Source organism: Fibrisoma montanum (genome assembly GCF_003583365.1).
Classification (GTDB): domain Bacteria; phylum Bacteroidota; class Bacteroidia; order Cytophagales; family Spirosomataceae; genus Fibrisoma; species Fibrisoma montanum.
In genome coordinates, this window is sequence record NZ_QXED01000017.1 from 38,740 (window position 1) to 54,256 (window position 15,517).

The 15,517-nt window shown below is 54.4% G+C and carries 14 protein-coding genes; 7 read left to right on the top strand and 7 right to left on the bottom strand.

What is annotated here, in order from left to right:
* Positions 1–51 precede the first annotated feature (51 nt).
* A complete protein-coding gene (locus DYU11_RS31525) occupies positions 52–264 on the top strand; it encodes a heavy-metal-associated domain-containing protein (RefSeq protein ID WP_119671739.1) in 213 nt (70 codons plus the stop codon).
* Positions 265–407: 143 nt separating this feature from the next.
* Positions 408–1,928, top strand: a complete 1,521-nt coding sequence (locus DYU11_RS31530; protein WP_119671777.1) for a GH3 family acyl-acid amido synthetase — start codon at positions 408–410, stop codon at positions 1,926–1,928.
* Positions 1,929–1,993: 65 nt separating this feature from the next.
* Here DYU11_RS31530 and DYU11_RS31535 read toward each other — a convergent pair whose 3' ends face one another.
* The gene (locus tag DYU11_RS31535; protein ID WP_119671740.1) at positions 1,994–2,497 is read right to left on the bottom strand and encodes a Rad52/Rad22 family DNA repair protein; all 504 of its coding nucleotides are present in this window, start codon (positions 2,495–2,497) and stop codon (positions 1,994–1,996) included.
* A 49-nt stretch (positions 2,498–2,546) separates the two neighbouring features.
* Positions 2,547–5,198 carry a DNA mismatch repair protein MutS gene (gene mutS, locus DYU11_RS31540; protein WP_119671741.1) on the bottom strand — a complete coding sequence of 884 codons (2,652 nt, stop codon included), beginning with the start codon at positions 5,196–5,198 and terminating at the stop codon, positions 2,547–2,549.
* Between the two features lie 280 nt (positions 5,199–5,478).
* Between mutS and DYU11_RS31545 the strand changes: the two genes are divergently transcribed.
* The 5 genes from DYU11_RS31545 (at position 5,479) to DYU11_RS31565 (ending at position 9,387) form a co-directional block, all read left to right on the top strand.
* The gene (locus tag DYU11_RS31545; RefSeq protein ID WP_119671742.1) at positions 5,479–5,676 is read left to right on the top strand and encodes a DUF433 domain-containing protein; all 198 of its coding nucleotides are present in this window, start codon (positions 5,479–5,481) and stop codon (positions 5,674–5,676) included.
* Positions 5,677–5,792: 116 nt separating this feature from the next.
* A complete protein-coding gene (locus DYU11_RS33110) occupies positions 5,793–6,818 on the top strand; it encodes a hypothetical protein (RefSeq protein WP_147368091.1) in 1,026 nt (341 codons plus the stop codon).
* Between the two features lie 9 nt (positions 6,819–6,827).
* On the top strand, positions 6,828–7,652 hold the full coding sequence (locus DYU11_RS31555) for a helical backbone metal receptor (RefSeq protein WP_119671744.1): 825 nt from the start codon (positions 6,828–6,830) through the stop codon (positions 7,650–7,652).
* Positions 7,653–7,770: 118 nt separating this feature from the next.
* Positions 7,771–8,286: a DUF2911 domain-containing protein gene (locus DYU11_RS31560; RefSeq protein WP_119671745.1), complete on the top strand. Its 516-nt coding sequence runs from the start codon at positions 7,771–7,773 to the stop codon at positions 8,284–8,286.
* Between the two features lie 51 nt (positions 8,287–8,337).
* The gene (locus DYU11_RS31565) at positions 8,338–9,387 is read left to right on the top strand and encodes an AraC family transcriptional regulator (protein WP_119671746.1); all 1,050 of its coding nucleotides are present in this window, start codon (positions 8,338–8,340) and stop codon (positions 9,385–9,387) included.
* Here the strand turns inward: DYU11_RS31565 and DYU11_RS31570 are convergent.
* The 5 genes from DYU11_RS31570 to DYU11_RS31590 form a co-directional block, all read right to left on the bottom strand.
* On the bottom strand, positions 9,296–10,456 hold the full coding sequence (locus DYU11_RS31570) for an NAD(P)H-binding protein (protein ID WP_119671747.1): 1,161 nt from the start codon (positions 10,454–10,456) through the stop codon (positions 9,296–9,298). The two genes, DYU11_RS31565 and DYU11_RS31570, sit on opposite strands and share 92 nt — an antisense overlap.
* Positions 10,457–10,458: 2 nt before the next feature.
* Positions 10,459–10,818: a DUF4260 domain-containing protein gene (locus tag DYU11_RS31575; protein WP_119671748.1), complete on the bottom strand. Its 360-nt coding sequence runs from the start codon at positions 10,816–10,818 to the stop codon at positions 10,459–10,461.
* Between the two features lie 86 nt (positions 10,819–10,904).
* Complete coding sequence (locus DYU11_RS31580; protein WP_119671749.1) at positions 10,905–12,161, bottom strand: 3-phosphoshikimate 1-carboxyvinyltransferase; 1,257 nt, start codon at positions 12,159–12,161, stop codon at positions 10,905–10,907.
* Between the two features lie 75 nt (positions 12,162–12,236).
* Positions 12,237–13,829 (bottom strand): glucoamylase family protein, encoded by a 1,593-nt coding sequence (locus tag DYU11_RS31585; protein ID WP_119671750.1) that lies wholly within the window; start codon positions 13,827–13,829, stop codon positions 12,237–12,239.
* 188 nt (positions 13,830–14,017) lie between these two features.
* The gene (locus DYU11_RS31590; protein WP_119671751.1) at positions 14,018–15,502 is read right to left on the bottom strand and encodes a RagB/SusD family nutrient uptake outer membrane protein; all 1,485 of its coding nucleotides are present in this window, start codon (positions 15,500–15,502) and stop codon (positions 14,018–14,020) included.
* Positions 15,503–15,517 lie beyond the last annotated feature (15 nt).

Genomic DNA, 15,517 nt, shown 5'->3' on the forward strand with positions numbered 1-15,517 from the left:
GGTTGAGGGTGTGCATAAAAACTGTCTCAAACGTATAACCAAGTCAAAACTATGGCAACACTAACATTCAAAACCAACATAAAATGCGGTAACTGTGTCGCAGCCGTTACGCCCCACCTCAACGCCCTCGACGGGGTAGAAACCTGGGAAGTTGATTTGAAAGACCCCAACCGGACCCTGACCGTCGAAACCGACGGGGCCGATGCGGGTGCCGTGAAGAAAGCGGTAGAAACGGCCGGCTACAAAGCTGAACCTGTGGCCTGAGGGCTACCCGTATTACGTAAGCGATCTGGTTCCGGAACCAGATCGCTTTTTTTTGGCCTGAAGGCGCGGCTTTATCCAACTGCCGAACAAACATCAGGCGATCCGGTTAATTCAGGCAGTGTTTGTACAAGAACGAATCATCCATGACTGTTATCGGCGAATTAATTAAGAAAGCGATTGATGTATACGGCTCCATAACATCGGAACCTGATCCGGCAAAGGCCCAGCGCGAGGTATTGCGACAACTGCTGGAAAAAGCCCGACTTACCGCTTTTGGTAAAAAACATAATTTCGCCAGCATTCTCGGCAGCGACGATATTGTAACCGCTTTTCAGCAGGAAGTCCCCGTGCATGATTATGATAAGATGTACGACGATTGGTGGCACTACCTGCTGGAAGGGCATCAGAACGTAACCTGGCCGGGTGGTCAGCGGTATTTTGCGCTGAGCAGCGGTACCACCAGCAACAGCAAATACATTCCCGTGACCGACGATATGCTCGATTCAATTCGTAAATCGGGCATTCAGCAGGTGATGAGTTTAAAAAACTTCGACCTGCCCGGCGATTTCTTCGAGAAGCAGATCATGATGTTGGGGAGCAGCGTCAGCCTGATCGAAAAAGATGACCACGAGGAAGGCGAAATCAGCGGGATCAGCGCGGCTAATATTCCGGCCTGGTTCCGGGGGTACTACAAGCCGGGTGTTGAGATCGCGTCGATTAAAGACTGGGACGAGCGCGTGCATCGCATTGCGCAGGAAGCCCCGAAGTGGGACATCGGCAGCCTGAGCGGCATTCCGTCGTGGATCGAGATGATGCTGAAAGAGGTTATTTCACACAATCGCCTGACTACCATCCATGACATCTGGCCTAACCTGCAAGTCTATACGACGGGGGGCGTAGCGTTCGACCCGTACCGGAAAAGCTTCGAAACGTTACTGGCCAGGCCGCTCATCTACATTGATACGTATCTGGCATCAGAGGGTTATCTGGCCACCCAGAAACGGCCCGATACGTCGTCGATGGCCCTGATTCTCGACAACGGCATCTTTTTCGAGTTTGTCCCGTTCACCAGTGAAAACATGGACGAAGACGGGCGGGTGAAACAGGACGCTACCATTCTGTCGCTGGCCGAAGCGCAGGAGAACGTCGACTACGTCCTGCTGATTTCGACGGTGTCGGGTACGTGGCGGTACATGATCGGTGATACGGTCATGATTACCGACAAGGAACGGTCAGAGATCCGCATCACCGGCCGAACGAAGCACTTCCTGAATGTGGTGGGCGAACAGTTATCTGTTCATCAGATGAACCAGGCCATGCAGAAGCTACAGGAACAATACGACATTGAGATTGAGGAGTTTGTCGTAGCGGCTGTGCGCAAAAACGGTGAGTATATCAACAAATGGTTTATCGGCTCCAACCGCCCCATTGACGATCAGAACGTGGCCGAGTCGCTAGACAGTGAGTTGTGCGAACTGAACAAGAACTACAAAGTGGCCCGCACCAAATCGCTGAAAGGCGTGGAAGCCGAAGTGATTCCGGTCGAGAGGTTTCACCGCTGGAGTGAGGAGTACAAAAAGCTCGGTGGCCAGACCAAGATTCCGCGGGTGATGAAAGAAGAGGATTTCCTGGAATTTGAGCAGTACATCCACAGCCTTGCCTAGGAGTCACGGTAATTAAACCCTGCATAGGTAACAAAAAGCCCCACCAGCACTGGTGGGGCTTTTTGTTAAACGGCTCTGGCAGCCGGCTTGGCGTGTTCAGGTTTAAGCACTACTACATCGCGCACGGTGCCGCCCGCGTTGATTTTTTCCACCATCTTGTCCAGCAGCGGTACCGCCCAATCAGGTATGTATCTGTCGGTGGTCTGCACGAAAACCCGCGGAAAATCGTACAGTGTCCGTCCGAGACCAAACTGCACTGCGCAGCGCTTCATGGCGTCGCTGATACCGCCTTTGACCGGCTCGATATCCGTTCGGCTGGCGCCGTCCGTCTTGCGGACCACCATGCCGCCGGGCATCACGACCGAGATCGTGCAGAGAAACCCGCCTTCGATTTCCTTGATTTCATTCTGCCAGTTCGACCAGCCGAATTGCTCATCGAATCGCTGCATAACGCAACGGTTGGTGATATACGGCACGACGATAATCTTCTGACCGTCTTTGGTCTGGCTTTGCACCCGCCATTCAACTTCCTGTGGTGTCAGTGGGGCGGTGAGTATGGTTAACTCCATTGGTTTGTTGTTTACTGTTTGTTCCAATTTACTTGTCGATTAAGATGTATTACTCCACCAGCTTCGCGAGCTCGTTCAGCTTCAGCAAGGCTTCAATCGGCGTCAGGCGGTTGACGTCGATGGCGCGGAGTTTTTCTTTCAATGCTTCGGCTTTCGGATCGCCGGCTTCGAAGATTTTAAGGGCAATCTCCTGCTCCTGACTGGGGCCTGCCTGGCTGATCTTTTCCTTGTTGGCTTCACGGATGTGCGAGGCTTCCAGCTGCTTCAAAATCTGGCCCGCGCGGTTGACCACTGAACTCGGCATACCGGCCATTTGCGCCACATGGATACCGAAACTGTGTTCGCTGCCGCCTTCCTGCAACTTCCGCAGGAAGATGACTTTGTTGCCTACTTCCTTCACGGCCACGTTGTAATTCCTGATCCGCGGGTTATCGTTGGCCAGGTCGTTCAGTTCGTGGTAGTGCGTGGCAAACAGGGTTTTCGGGCGGCAGTCGGAGTGATTGTGCAGGTATTCGGTAATCGCCCAGGCAATCGACACACCGTCGTACGTGCTCGTTCCCCGGCCGATTTCGTCCATCAGCACCAGGCTCCGCTCGCTGAGGTTGTTCAGGATGCTGGCCGTTTCGGTCATCTCGACCATGAACGTCGACTCGCCCCGCGAGAGGTTGTCCGACGCCCCTACCCGCGTAAAAATCTTGTCGACCAGCCCGATTTCCGCCGACGATGCCGGCACAAAGCTCCCCGACTGCGCCATCAGCACGATCAGGGCCGTTTGCCGCAACAGGGCCGATTTACCCGCCATATTCGGGCCGGTAATGATCACGATCTGCTGCGTTTCATCGTCCAGGTAAACGTCGTTCGGAATATACGGTTCGCCGGGCGGCAACTGCTGTTCGATTACCGGGTGGCGACCGTCCTTAATGTTCAGCACCTTGCTCTCGGTAATCTCGGGCCGAACGTACCGATTCTTCAGCGCGATGTGGGCAAACGACGCCAGTACGTCCAGCACCGACAGCACCCGGGCGTTCTGCTGAATGGCCGCGACGTATTCACCGGCCGCGACGATCATTTCGTTGAACATCCGCGACTCAATGCTGAAAATCTGCTCTTCGGCGTTCAGAATCTTGTCTTCGTACTCTTTCAGTTCCGGCGTAATGTAGCGCTCGGCATTGACCAGCGTCTGCTTCCGAATCCAGTCGTCGGGCACGCGGTTCTTGTGCGCGTTCGTTACTTCGAGGTAGTACCCAAAAACTTTGTTGTACGCAATTTTCAGTGAGGAGATACCTGTTCGCTGAATCTCGCGATCCTGCAGTTGCAGCAGGTAATCCTTACCTGAATAGGCAATCTTGTGCAGTTCGTCAAGTTCCGGATTCACCCCCGACCGGATCATGTTCCCCTGGTTCGACAGCGTCGGCGGGTCGTCGCGCAGTTCGGAATCAATCCGGTCGATCAGGAAGCTAACCGGATTAAGCTGGTCGGCGTATTTCTTTAAGCTCGGCGATTCGGGCTTCTGCGACAAAGCCGTTATCAGCAGTTCTTTAATCGGCAGGACGTGTTGTAGCGACCGCTTCAGTTGCAGCAACTCGCGGGGATTGATGCGCCGAACGGCCACCTTCGACACCAGCCGTTCCAGATCGCCGATCTGTTTCAGGTGCCCAACCAGGATTTCCAGCAGTTCGTCGTCCTGATGCAGCAGATCAACCATGTTCAGGCGCTCTTCGATCAGAGCTTTTTCCTTCAGGGGCAGGTTGAGCCATTTCCGCAACAGACGTGCCCCCATCGGCGTAACGGTCTGATCCAGAATCTGAATCAGCGGAACGCCCCCCTCCTGCTGAGCCGCAACGAGTTCGAGGTTACGAATCGTGAACCGATCCAGCCAGACGTAACGGTCCTCTTCCAGCCGCGTGATACGCTGAATGTGCTGGAGGTCCCTGTGCTCGGTTTCGTTGAGGTAGTGTAAAATCACCCCGGCCGCAATGATACCGTCGGGAAGGCCTTCAATGCCAAAGCCTTTCAGCGAGGTCGTCTGAAAATGCTGCTTGAGGAAGTTGTAGCCGAAGTCGTAGGTAAACGCCCAGTCTTCGAGCGTATAGGTATGAAACTTGTCGCCGAACAGGCTGCCAAACTCCGCCCGGTTGCGCTTGCAGTACAGCACCTCCGACGGATTGAAGCTTTGCAGCAGTTTATCGATATACGCCGAGTTGCCCTGCGACGCCAGGAACTCGCCCGTTGAAATATCCAGGAAAGCAATGCCAAACTGATCGTCGGATTTCCCAAAGTGAACAGCCGCGAGGTAGTTGTTCCGGCGCGTATCCAGTACGTTATCGTTGAAGGAAACGCCGGGCGTCACCAGTTCCGTCACCCCCCGCCGAACGATCCCTTTGGCCTGGGCGGGGTCTTCAAGCTGGTCGCAGATGGCCACGCGCTCGCCTGCCCGGACGAGTTTGGGTAAGTGGGTATCCAGCGCGTGATGCGGAAAACCAGCCAGTTCCTCGTTGGCTCCGCCGTTGTTCCGCTTGGTGAGCGTAATGCCCAGAATCTTGCTGGCTTTGACGGCGTCCTCGCCGAAGGTTTCGTAGAAATCACCGACGCGGAAGAGCAGCAAAGCGCCGGGGTACTTGGCTTTAACCTGGTTATATTGCCGATTTAAGGGGGTTTCTTTAGCGGGTTTGGTAGGTTTCGTCGCAGTGGCTGTCTTCACCGAATGAGTAGTATTAGTTTAAACAAATTTAGCGAATTTTAGCGAGGAATTGGCAATGAGTACTAAGTTGCCGTTCCTTACATAATGCTACCTAAGAGTGCCTTGTTAATAGCCATTGATACCGCGTACGATCGCCATAGTAGCGTAGGCACGCCTGAGGGATTGGTCGATTAGTTCAGGTTGCCCCTACGGCGCTGCGAAACAGTTTCGCTTCTTTGCTCTATTGACAGGCCACTCCTACGGAGGTAATAATTAACTTAGAAAGCTAAATCTATAGTCTATGCAATCCTTCCAACACATAACCGCTGATCCTGATATTCTCGGTGGCAAGCCCTGTCTCAAAGGCACCCGCATCAGCGTGGAGCTTGTTATGGAGTGGGTAGCTTCCGGTGCAACGCCTGATGTTATTGTAGCAAAGTACCCACATTTGTCAAAGGAAGCCGTTCAGGAAGCGATTCGAAATGCCACCGATTTGTAACAGAGCCAAGGAACCACAAATTTTTGGGGTCCGTACAACTAATTAACAACAAATCTGGTCCACAAGTTACAACCAGTTAACTTTGTTGAATTGGTATATTTCCTACGTCAACGCTCATGAAAATCTTTCGCTTGTTCTGTCTGTTTATTTTCCTCTCGTTCATTTTCTCGGCCTGTAGCCTCAATAATTTACTTGATCCAATCGATTACCCTCCTTCCAGCTCTAAACTCAAAGGGCCTAAACAAGCGGATCTGGCAACTCAACCCTTTACACTCACAAAAATCGTGGACTTTCCATTTAGAAGTTCAGTTCGCCAGTTTGGATCACGTTATTTGCTTAGTGGATACGCTGGGCAGGAGGCCCGTTATGCGCTTGTCGAAGCTGGGAGTATAACCGAGATAGCCTCCAAGCCACTGAGAGAACTATTTCTCAATCAGGCCGGTGGCATTTGGGGCATAACAGTCAATGGTACTCAGGAAACCGTAAGTCAATTTGTCAATGGACGCTGGCAGGACTATGCCGTACTTTTAGACGACGGTTATTTCTATGGTGTTGTTGATATTAAACCTACTGAGTTTCGTTTCGCTACATCAAAGGGAACAATGGTATGGGACGTTCCGCAAAAAACCGTCAAACAGATTATTACTGCCGAACGAGCCCGCTTTTTGACCAAAAACTATTCAATTGGATTGGATGGCGAAAACATAACCGTATTTGACAACCAGGCCCAGAATCTGCTTGCCTCCTGGGAGTTGAGGGACTACGTTTCTATTAAAAAAGGCATTAGTAATGATATATGGGGGGCTTTTGAGGACGATCAGCGTAACCTATGGATGGTGGTCAAAGACGGCAACTGGGACGGTGTTTTGCTTAAATATGATGGTAGCACGTTGCGAAAACTGTCTCTGATTCCTGTGGGCTATTATGACTCCGGGCGATACGTCTCGAACTTCAACACGGATAACAAAGGCAATCTCTGGCTGAACGTTGATGGTACCAACTACATTTATACAAAAGCCGGACAGTGGATTCTGCCGCAGTTCGGTTCCATCAAGAATAACTATCAGCCTCGTGTTTTCTCAGACGGACAAGGCAATCTGACACTTACCGAAAGCTCGGCGTTGTACTCAATTGATCAGTAGAACTTGGTCATGCCTCCTCAACGTATCATCTCCGTCGTTCCTTCGCAAACCGAACTGCTCTTTGACCTTGGACTGGACGAGGAGATCGTCGGTATCACCAAATTCTGCATTCACCCGGCGGATAAAGTAAAAAGCAAACCCAGCGTCGGCGGCACCAAAACGCTGCATATCGACCGCATTCACGAACTGAAGCCGGATCTGATTATTGCCAACAAAGAGGAAAACATCCGCGACCAGATTGACGAATTGCAACGGCATTACCCGGTTCACGTAACGAACATGGTAACGCTGGCCGACGCGCTGGCGATGATTCGGGACGTAGGCAAGCTGGTCGGGAGAGAGCCGGAAGCGGAGACGATAGTTACGCAGATTGTTCATTCCTTCGGCGGGCAAACTAATTTTTCCGCCGAAGGAATGAACAATCTGCGCTGGTCGGGATGTCAAATCCCGACCAGTTCTGTTTTGGGTTCGAAATCCAAAACAGCAACCGTCGCTTACTTCATCTGGCGGAAGCCCTACATGGTGGCCGGGCGCGATACGTTCATCAACTCGATGCTTGAAGCGGCCGGGTTTCAGAACGCCTTCGGTCACCTGACCCGTTATCCTGAAATTACCGAAAGTGATTTGCAGGCGGCCCGGCCGGACCTGCTTTTTCTTTCCTCCGAACCGTACCCGTTTAAGGACAAACACCTGGCCGAGCTGCAAGCCCTCTGTCCATCGGCGCAGGTGATGCTGGTTGATGGTGAGCTATTCAGCTGGTACGGCAGTCGCTTGCTGAAAACGGCTGATTACCTCAAAATACTGCGGCAACAGATCAGGCTACCAAAGCACTGATCGCCAATCAGAAGCAATTTGAACAAATTTGAACGATGGCTGAATAGGTAGTTTGGCGGCAGTTTTCGACTTTTGATTCGTCAACAGGTTTATTTCCAACCAAACAACACAAACCGCCATGAAAAAAGTAGCCTTTATCGCTGTGTTCCTGCTCGCAGCCGTTCAGTTGTTCGCTCAGGATGACAAGTCAAAACGGCCAAGTCCCCCCGCGCAGGAAAAAGAAACCATCAACGGCAAAACCGTCATGATCGACTACAGCCAGCCGTCGGTGAAAGGTCGCAACGTTTGGGACCCGAACGGGAAAGTAGCGCCCTATGGCAAAGTGTGGCGGACGGGTGCCAACGAGTCGACGACGATTGAGTTCTCCGACGACGTGAAAATTGAGGGCAAATCACTGCCCAAGGGGAAGTATGCGCTCTTTACCATTCCGGGCGAAAAAGAATGGACGATCATCTTCAACAAAACCCCGAAGTGGGGAGCGTTCAGCTACAAGGAAGACGAGGACGTACTGCGCGTAACGGCACCGGCTAAGAAAGCCAGGTCATTCACCGAAAAGTTCACCATCGATGTTAACCCACAGGGTACTGTGGCCATGATGTGGGCTGATACCGAGGTCGATTTCAAGGTTCAATAGGTACTGCTGTAGCGAACCAAATTCCGAAAGGGTGTCGTATCTTCGTCCATCATGACGACGAACGATACCCTTTCTGCTGGTTCTGTAAACCTGGTTCTCTTTGCTGCCAAGCTGAAAGGCGCTGATGCGGATGCCATAGCCCGGTCCGTTGGCATCACTCCTGAACAACTCCGCGATCCCGACGGCCGCATCCTGATCCGGCAGATGCAATCGCTCTGGCGGGAGATTATCCAGGCCACCGGCGACCCGCACCTGCCGCTGCATCTGGGCGACCTGATCAATCCGGTTTCGGTTGGGGTGCTGGCCTACGTCATGATGCACTGCCCAACACTCGGCAAGGCGTTTGAAAAACTCTGCCAGTATCAGGACATTGCCTGCGAAGGGCTAGTCACGACTGGCCAACAAGTCGGTGATCAATATGAGATGACCCTGCGTATCAGCAGTGCCGATATCATCTATCCCGATCACGTCTTTAATTCTGAATTATCCATCTATCTGTCTGCCATTCGGGCGATGACCGGCCAGCCGGTTACGGCTCAGGAGGTTCGGTTTGCGTACCCCCGGCCGCTCGACACCCGCGAGCACGAACGCGTCTTCGCTCCGGCCCGGCTGGTGTTCGACGTGACCGAAACCGTGCTGGTACTCGACGCGGCTCTGCTCGACACGCCCATCCTGAACGCCAACCCGAGTTTGTTTACGATGTTTTCGCAACACGCCGACGAACTGCTCCGCAAACTTCAGCAACCGTCCTTAACGGCCCGGGTCAAGCAGGAAATCGTGACGCTGCTCAAAGGCGAAGAACCCACCCTGGCCACCGTAGCCGACCGACTGGCGATGGGCGTACGGACGCTGCAGCTGCACTTGAAAGACGAAGGCGTTACGTACCAGCAGATACTGGATGATGTACGACGTGACCTGGCCGTTAAGCACCTCCGCGAGCCGCACCTCAGCACGACCGATGTGGCGTATTTGCTGGGCTACTCCGAACCCAGCGTCTTCTTCCGGTCATTCAAGAAATGGACCGGCTCAACCCCGGGCGCGTTTCGGTCTGCGAATCTGCCGACGTACGGTTGGGGGCAGACACTCCGCCAGTCGGCGTAAAATCCGTTTTCAGCTGATGGTTGGCGAACCAGGTTAAGGTTTCGGTCAATGCCTGTTTCAGCGGTGTTTCCTGAAAATCCGGAAAGAGCTGGCGGACCTTCGTATCGTCAAGCACGACGGTGGTCTGGTAGAGGTACCCCATTTCCTTCACCTCGCGCAGAATCGGCATAAACAACCCCATAACCGACACAAACAGTGGGCTGTACACCTGGGTTTTGAGCGGCTTGCCGGTCAGCCCGGCAATCTGGCCGAAGAACGAACGCATGGATGTGTGAACCTGACCGCCATAGTTAAAGACCTGGTAGGGTGCATCCTCGTCTGACGGCACGTCTGACGCGTTTGTTGATGATCTTCCAGCGTCGGCCGTCAGCGATTTTCCAGCGTCTGACGGTACGTCTGACGCGTTTCCCGTCCCCACCGAGCGTAGCATCAACCGCACAATGATCTCAGCCGCATCGTTCGTGTACACCGACTGGTGCGGAATGTCGATGTTGTACAGCCACGGTATGGCTTTGCCCTGCAGGGCGTTTTCGAAAACAGGCCGAACGCCGTCGTTTAGCACGTTTGGTCCCCAGAAGTCGGGCAGCCGCACATTCAGCACCCGACAGCGACCGGCATTAGCCGCCGTTTCCAGCGTGGCTTCAATCGCAACGCGCAACTGTCCTTTTCTGGCAATAGGATTCAGTGGACTATTTTCCCGGATGGGCTCTTTTATAGCACCGAAGCCATAGACATTACCGGGGAAGATAATCGTAGCCTGACTTAGTTCAGCGGCATCTATCACCTTCTGCGTAACCACGTCCATGTTCCCGAACCACTGATTGTAGGGATAATTGATACCGTGGAAAATGAATGACTTGTTAGCTGCTACGCGCTTCAGCAACTCAGCGTCCTGCGCGTCGCCCTCCATGATAGAGAGCGTCGGCTGATTCGGGAACAAGGCTTCGGCTTTGGACCGGTTACGTACCAGAATGGTCACGGCAAACTGGCGGGCCAGCAGATTTTCGGTGACGGCGTAGCCAATGCTGCCCGTAGCACCCAGGACGAGGATTGTCGGTTGTGCGTTCATGTTTATTTCGCGTGGTTACCGACAACGCCCAGGTGGGTGTGCTTGAAACTATCACTGTATTTCAGACCGTAGCCCATCATCCGGTCCATACTGGCGTGACCGAACAGGATGATTCCGGCCAGCATCAGAACGGGCTGCTGCGTCAGTAAGCCAATGGTTCCGACCAGCAGGGCGATGCCTTTGTGGTGACCCAGGTTGTAGCCGATAGCGCCGATACGCGGGTTGATGAAGTAGCCGACCATGCTGATATCCGGCAGCAGGATCAACGCCGGGAACCACCACCAGGCGTAGGGCAGTTGGCTGAACAGAACGATGGACAGGGCGAATTGCGCGAATTCTTCGAGTTTCAATACCGTTTTCATGACTTTCGTTTGCGTTTTTGTTTAAGACAAAGGTCAGCCACAAACGTCGATCAGGAGGTGACAGAACATGAAAACCGAATGACGGATTACGAAAAACTCACCTCAACTACCTTTTTCATATCGTCCCAGAACGACGGATACGACTTGGCCACAACGCCCGGCTCTTCAATAACAATCTCCTGACGCATCGCAACAGGTGCGAACGCCATCGCCATCCGGTGGTCGTCGTAGGTGTGGATTTGAGGGGTAGGTTGTGCGGGGTAAGGGGTAAGTTGGCGAACTTCGTAGCTGTGGTTAGTTTCCACTTCAACCAACTCAGCCTTAATCTTTTGCAGCTCGGCCTGGAGAGCCGCCACGCGATCAGTCTCCTTGATTTTCAGGCTTTCGATGCCAGTCAGCGTTAACGTAACCCCTTTCACGGCCGCACAGACCGCAACAGTCTGGGCCAGGTCGGGGCAATCAGTAAAATCCCAGGTCAGCGACGTTTCGGCCGGGCGTTTGGTCAGTCGAACGCCGGTTTCGGTAAACGTACTGTCGACGCCCAGCGACCGCATGATGTCGACAATGGCGCTGTCGCCCTGCAGCGATTTTTCCTTCAGGCCCAGGAGTTCAATCTCCGACGTTTCGTCTTCAGCCAGAGCCGCAACACTGTACCAGTAACTCGCCCCCGACCAGTCGGACTCCACCGCGAACGTCGTGGGCACGTAGGGTTTTGGAGCAATCGTAATGGTGTTAGTCGTCCAGTCGGCGATTACGTTGGCCCCGAAGTGGCGCATCTGCTCCAGCGTCATCTCGATGTACGGCCGCGAGCCGACAGCCCCCGTCAGTTCAATCGTGAGACCAGTCGGCAGCATCGGCGCAATCATGGCCAGGGCCGAAATGTACTGGCTGCTCACATCCCCCCGGATACTCAATCGATCCACACCCGACGCGTCGAAACCGTGTAATTGAAGCGGTGGATACCCGTCGTTTTTCAGGTACGTAATCTCGGCGCCAAGCGTCCGCAGCGCATCAACCAGAATACCGATGGGTCGCTCACACATGCGCGGGGTGCCGGTCATGATTTTCTGCTGACCCGTCACGGCAAAGTAAGCCGTCAGGAAGCGCATGGTCGTACCCGCATCCAGTACGTCGGCGGTTGACGGCCCGGCGCTCTGGTCCTCAGAGGATAACAGCCGAATCATGGTCTGCGTATCGCGGGCGGTCGACAGGTTCTGGAGCTGGCAGCGGAAGCCAGTCAGCGCGTCGATGATCAGGGCGCGGTTGCTTTCACTTTTGGAAGAAGCTAACGGAATCGTAGCCCGAACAGGGCCGGCAGGAGGAGTTAAACGAACGGCGTTCAAAATAAGCGGGGTTATTGGCAGTCAAAACTGCTGCAAAACAACAAAAATTAGCCCGTATTTTGAACGCCGTTCGCGTTAATGCAAGGTCACGGCCAGCGTTGTGGTCTGATCCGGCGCTTTTAACCGAAGCTGGTACTGTCCCGCGGGGGCGTCGAACGTCAGGCGCTGGGCACCGGCTGGCATCGATTTACCGGACACGATGCGCTTGGCTACCGTCCCGTCTGGTTTCAGCAGATCAAGGTTAACCGGTCCGGCCTGATTGAGGTATACATGAATCGGGTACTGATCCAGATGTGGGTGTTTCAGTACGTCGTACTGCCCGGTTTTCACATTCGGAATAGCCAGATGGAAACCCGTCGGGTAGTTGACCTGATCGAGCCGCATCTTTGACAGAGCGGTTTTTACAACCGGCAGTTTCATGAACAGATCCCAGCACAGGCCCGTCCGGTAGTTCTCCATCATGATCACAATGGGGCCCTGATCGATAGCCAGGTACTGCGGTGAAAACCAGTTCTTTTTCAGGCTGAACGCGTCGGTAAAGCCGTACTCCTTCCAGAGCCGGTCGCCCAGTTCGTTGTAAAAAAACCGCATGGCCTGCATGGAGTAGTAGGGCGTGTAAGGAAAAGCCGACAAAGCCGCCGTTGGGCTGATCGTGCTGTTATCCTCGGTCGGTTGGTGAGCGCCGTAGAAGTTGAAATCATCGCTGGCGGTCAGGCCCCAGTTCTCGGCCGAATACTGATGATCTTTCGGGGCTTCATACACGCAATAGGCCCGGTTAATGAGCGTGTGTTTTACGTTCAGGTTCCAGTAGTTGGTAACATTATCCTGCACCTGCCGCGGGTCAAGCCCCAGGTATGAATAATGCGTGAAGAACAGCGGCCCGCCATACGGGAAGCCCAGCGGGAGTGTATACCCCAGATACGCCTTGCCATTCAGGTAGTTCGGGCTGTTTTTCCAGGTCTTCTGGTACACATCCGGATTAATACCATGCGTCGGCGACGCTACGGCCAGCACGTACGTAATTAGGCACTCGTTATAACCGCGGATCGGCATGTTCATGGCCCATTCGTAGTTGGGCGACCAATGCCAGTGCAACAAGCCATCGTGCACGTACCAATCCCACTCGACCGTTTCCCAGAGCTTCTGGATGCGGTCACGCAGTTCGGTTTCGGCCGGATTGTTTTGAGTAAAGTACTGCTGCGCAATCAGCAGCCCATTAACCAGATACGACGTTTCGACCAGATCACCGCCGTTGTCTTTCTGACTAAACGGAATCGCCTTACCCGTTTTGCCATCGAGCCAGTGCGACCACGCTCCATGAAAACGGTCGGCTTTTTCCAGAAATTTCGCCATGGTCAGCAGCCGGGCCACGGCTTCGTCACGCTTGATCCAGCCTCGTTCCGTTGCCACCACAATCGCCGAAATGCCGAATCCCGACCCGCCACTGGTCACGACCTCGGGCGTTTTGGTTCGCTCGGGTACCAGCCCGGATACCGGATGGCCGAAATCCCAGAAATACCGAAAAGCCGCTTCCTGCACCTTGTCAAACAGTTGCCTGTCGGAGAGTTTTGGGGGCGTTTCGACAGACAGGGATTGCGGTTCAGGGCGACAGAAAGCCAGTAGCAGGCTCGTATTGACGAGTATGAAGAGTATGCTTCGCTTGGTCATGATGAATATTGTGTACAAAATGCTACGTGTCGGTAAGCCGTGCGGCCGCTCAGGGAGAACCGCGTCAGACGTACCGTCAGACGAGTAGCCGAGTACTCATCGTCTGACGGCACGTCTGACGCAGCGCTCACGAGCCGGCAAGCAACCCAGCGTCTGACGGTACGTCAGACGCAACCCTACCCATTACCTCAATAGCCCGGATTCTGCGTCAGCACGCCACCGCTGGCATCGATCTGCGTCTGCGGAATCGGCATGACCTCGTTCACACCCGGCGTAAAATTCTTGCCAACAGCCCGCAGCACCTGAGCCGCCCGGCCCTGACGTACCAGATCCCAGAAACGGTCGTGTTCCATGGCCAGTTCCACCCGACGTTCGCGCCAGATGACCGGCCGCATCTGCGCCTGATCCGTAAACGCTACGTCCGGCAGTACACCCGTCCGGCTCCCGCGCGCCCGGGCCCGAACGGCATTGAGCCGCTGAGCGGCCTGTGCGCCGTTACCCAGTTCGTTGGCGGCTTCGGCGTTCATCAGCATGACGTCGGCATAGCGCAGAATCCGGATGTTTTTGTTTGAGTCGCCAATGCCACAGGCCGAGCGGGTTTCGCTCTGCGCTACGTAGGCTTTCTGATTATACGCCGGATTGGGCGTAGTCCGATTGATGATTACCCCATCGAACAGCGTTTCTCCGGGAAAGATAATGGTAGCCTCCCGACGCGGATCACCCGGCTCATAGGCACTGTTAATCAGGTCGTTGGACGGTACGTTGAACCCCCATCCCAACTGCCCCCGAACGGATTGCACTTCGGCGTACTGCGAACCGCCCCCGCACTGCGGCAGGGCTGCGTTCTGCACTTCAAACAGGGATTCCGAGCTGTTTTCTCCCGCTTCGGTGAAAATGCGCTCATACGGCGTATTGAGATTGTATTCGTTCGACGCGATAATCTCATCCGTAAGTCGCAGGACATCCGCCCAGCGTTTCTGGTACATGGCTACCTTCGCCAGCAGGCCTTTAGCGGCTCCTTTCGTAGCCCGGCCCAGATCGGCCACCGGATACCCCGATTTCTCGGGCAGCACCCCAATGGCTGCGTTCAGGTCCTGCTCGATGAGCTGGTAGATCTCCTCCCGCGACGCCCGCGGCTGCGGTGGATCGCCGGCCTGCACGATATTCGTTACGCGGGGAACGCCCCCGAACGTCCGGACGAGGTTGAAGTAAAAGTACGCCCGCATGAATCGGGCCTCCCCTACCAGCCGGTCGCGCAGGGTAGTGTTGATGGCCGTAATCTCCGGCACGCGCTGAATCACCTCGTTGCATCGGTTAATTCCCTGATACTGTCCCGTCCAGTAATCGTTCAGGATGAAGTTCGTCGGCGTCATTGTGAACTGATCGAACTCCCCCATAAACGGCGCATCCGTCGGGTCGCTGCCCTTCTCGGCGTCGTCGGAGGTCAGGCTCGACACGGCGATGAACGCGAATACGTGCGTTTGCCAGGCCCGCAGGTGCGCGTAGATGGCGTTGGTGGCTTTGATGGCCCCGTCTTCACTCTGGAAAAAATCCTGTACAATCTCCTCCCCCTGCGGATTCCGCTCCAGGAAAGACTCGCTGCAGCTCTGGCCTCCCAGCAGCAGGGCACCGGTCAGCGCGGTAGTCAGAAATCGATTCGTTATGCTTTTCATTTGTTGTTATCGCTA

What these genes read in the sequence shown, in the direction of transcription:
- DYU11_RS31525 (WP_119671739.1), top strand. Translation starts at nt 52, where the DNA reads ATGGCAACACTAACATTCAAAACCAACATAAAATGCGGTAACTGTGTC.
- DYU11_RS31530 (WP_119671777.1), top strand. Translation starts at nt 408, where the DNA reads ATGACTGTTATCGGCGAATTAATTAAGAAAGCGATTGATGTATACGGC.
- DYU11_RS31535 (WP_119671740.1), bottom strand. Translation starts at nt 2,497, where the DNA reads ATGGAGTTAACCATACTCACCGCCCCACTGACACCACAGGAAGTTGAA.
- DYU11_RS31545 (WP_119671742.1), top strand. Translation starts at nt 5,479, where the DNA reads ATGCAATCCTTCCAACACATAACCGCTGATCCTGATATTCTCGGTGGC.
- DYU11_RS33110 (WP_147368091.1), top strand. Translation starts at nt 5,793, where the DNA reads ATGAAAATCTTTCGCTTGTTCTGTCTGTTTATTTTCCTCTCGTTCATT.
- DYU11_RS31555 (WP_119671744.1), top strand. Translation starts at nt 6,828, where the DNA reads ATGCCTCCTCAACGTATCATCTCCGTCGTTCCTTCGCAAACCGAACTG.
- DYU11_RS31560 (WP_119671745.1), top strand. Translation starts at nt 7,771, where the DNA reads ATGAAAAAAGTAGCCTTTATCGCTGTGTTCCTGCTCGCAGCCGTTCAG.
- DYU11_RS31565 (WP_119671746.1), top strand. Translation starts at nt 8,338, where the DNA reads ATGACGACGAACGATACCCTTTCTGCTGGTTCTGTAAACCTGGTTCTC.
- DYU11_RS31570 (WP_119671747.1), bottom strand. Translation starts at nt 10,456, where the DNA reads ATGAACGCACAACCGACAATCCTCGTCCTGGGTGCTACGGGCAGCATT.
- DYU11_RS31575 (WP_119671748.1), bottom strand. Translation starts at nt 10,818, where the DNA reads ATGAAAACGGTATTGAAACTCGAAGAATTCGCGCAATTCGCCCTGTCC.
- DYU11_RS31585 (WP_119671750.1), bottom strand. Translation starts at nt 13,829, where the DNA reads ATGACCAAGCGAAGCATACTCTTCATACTCGTCAATACGAGCCTGCTA.
- DYU11_RS31590 (WP_119671751.1), bottom strand. Translation starts at nt 15,502, where the DNA reads ATGAAAAGCATAACGAATCGATTTCTGACTACCGCGCTGACCGGTGCC.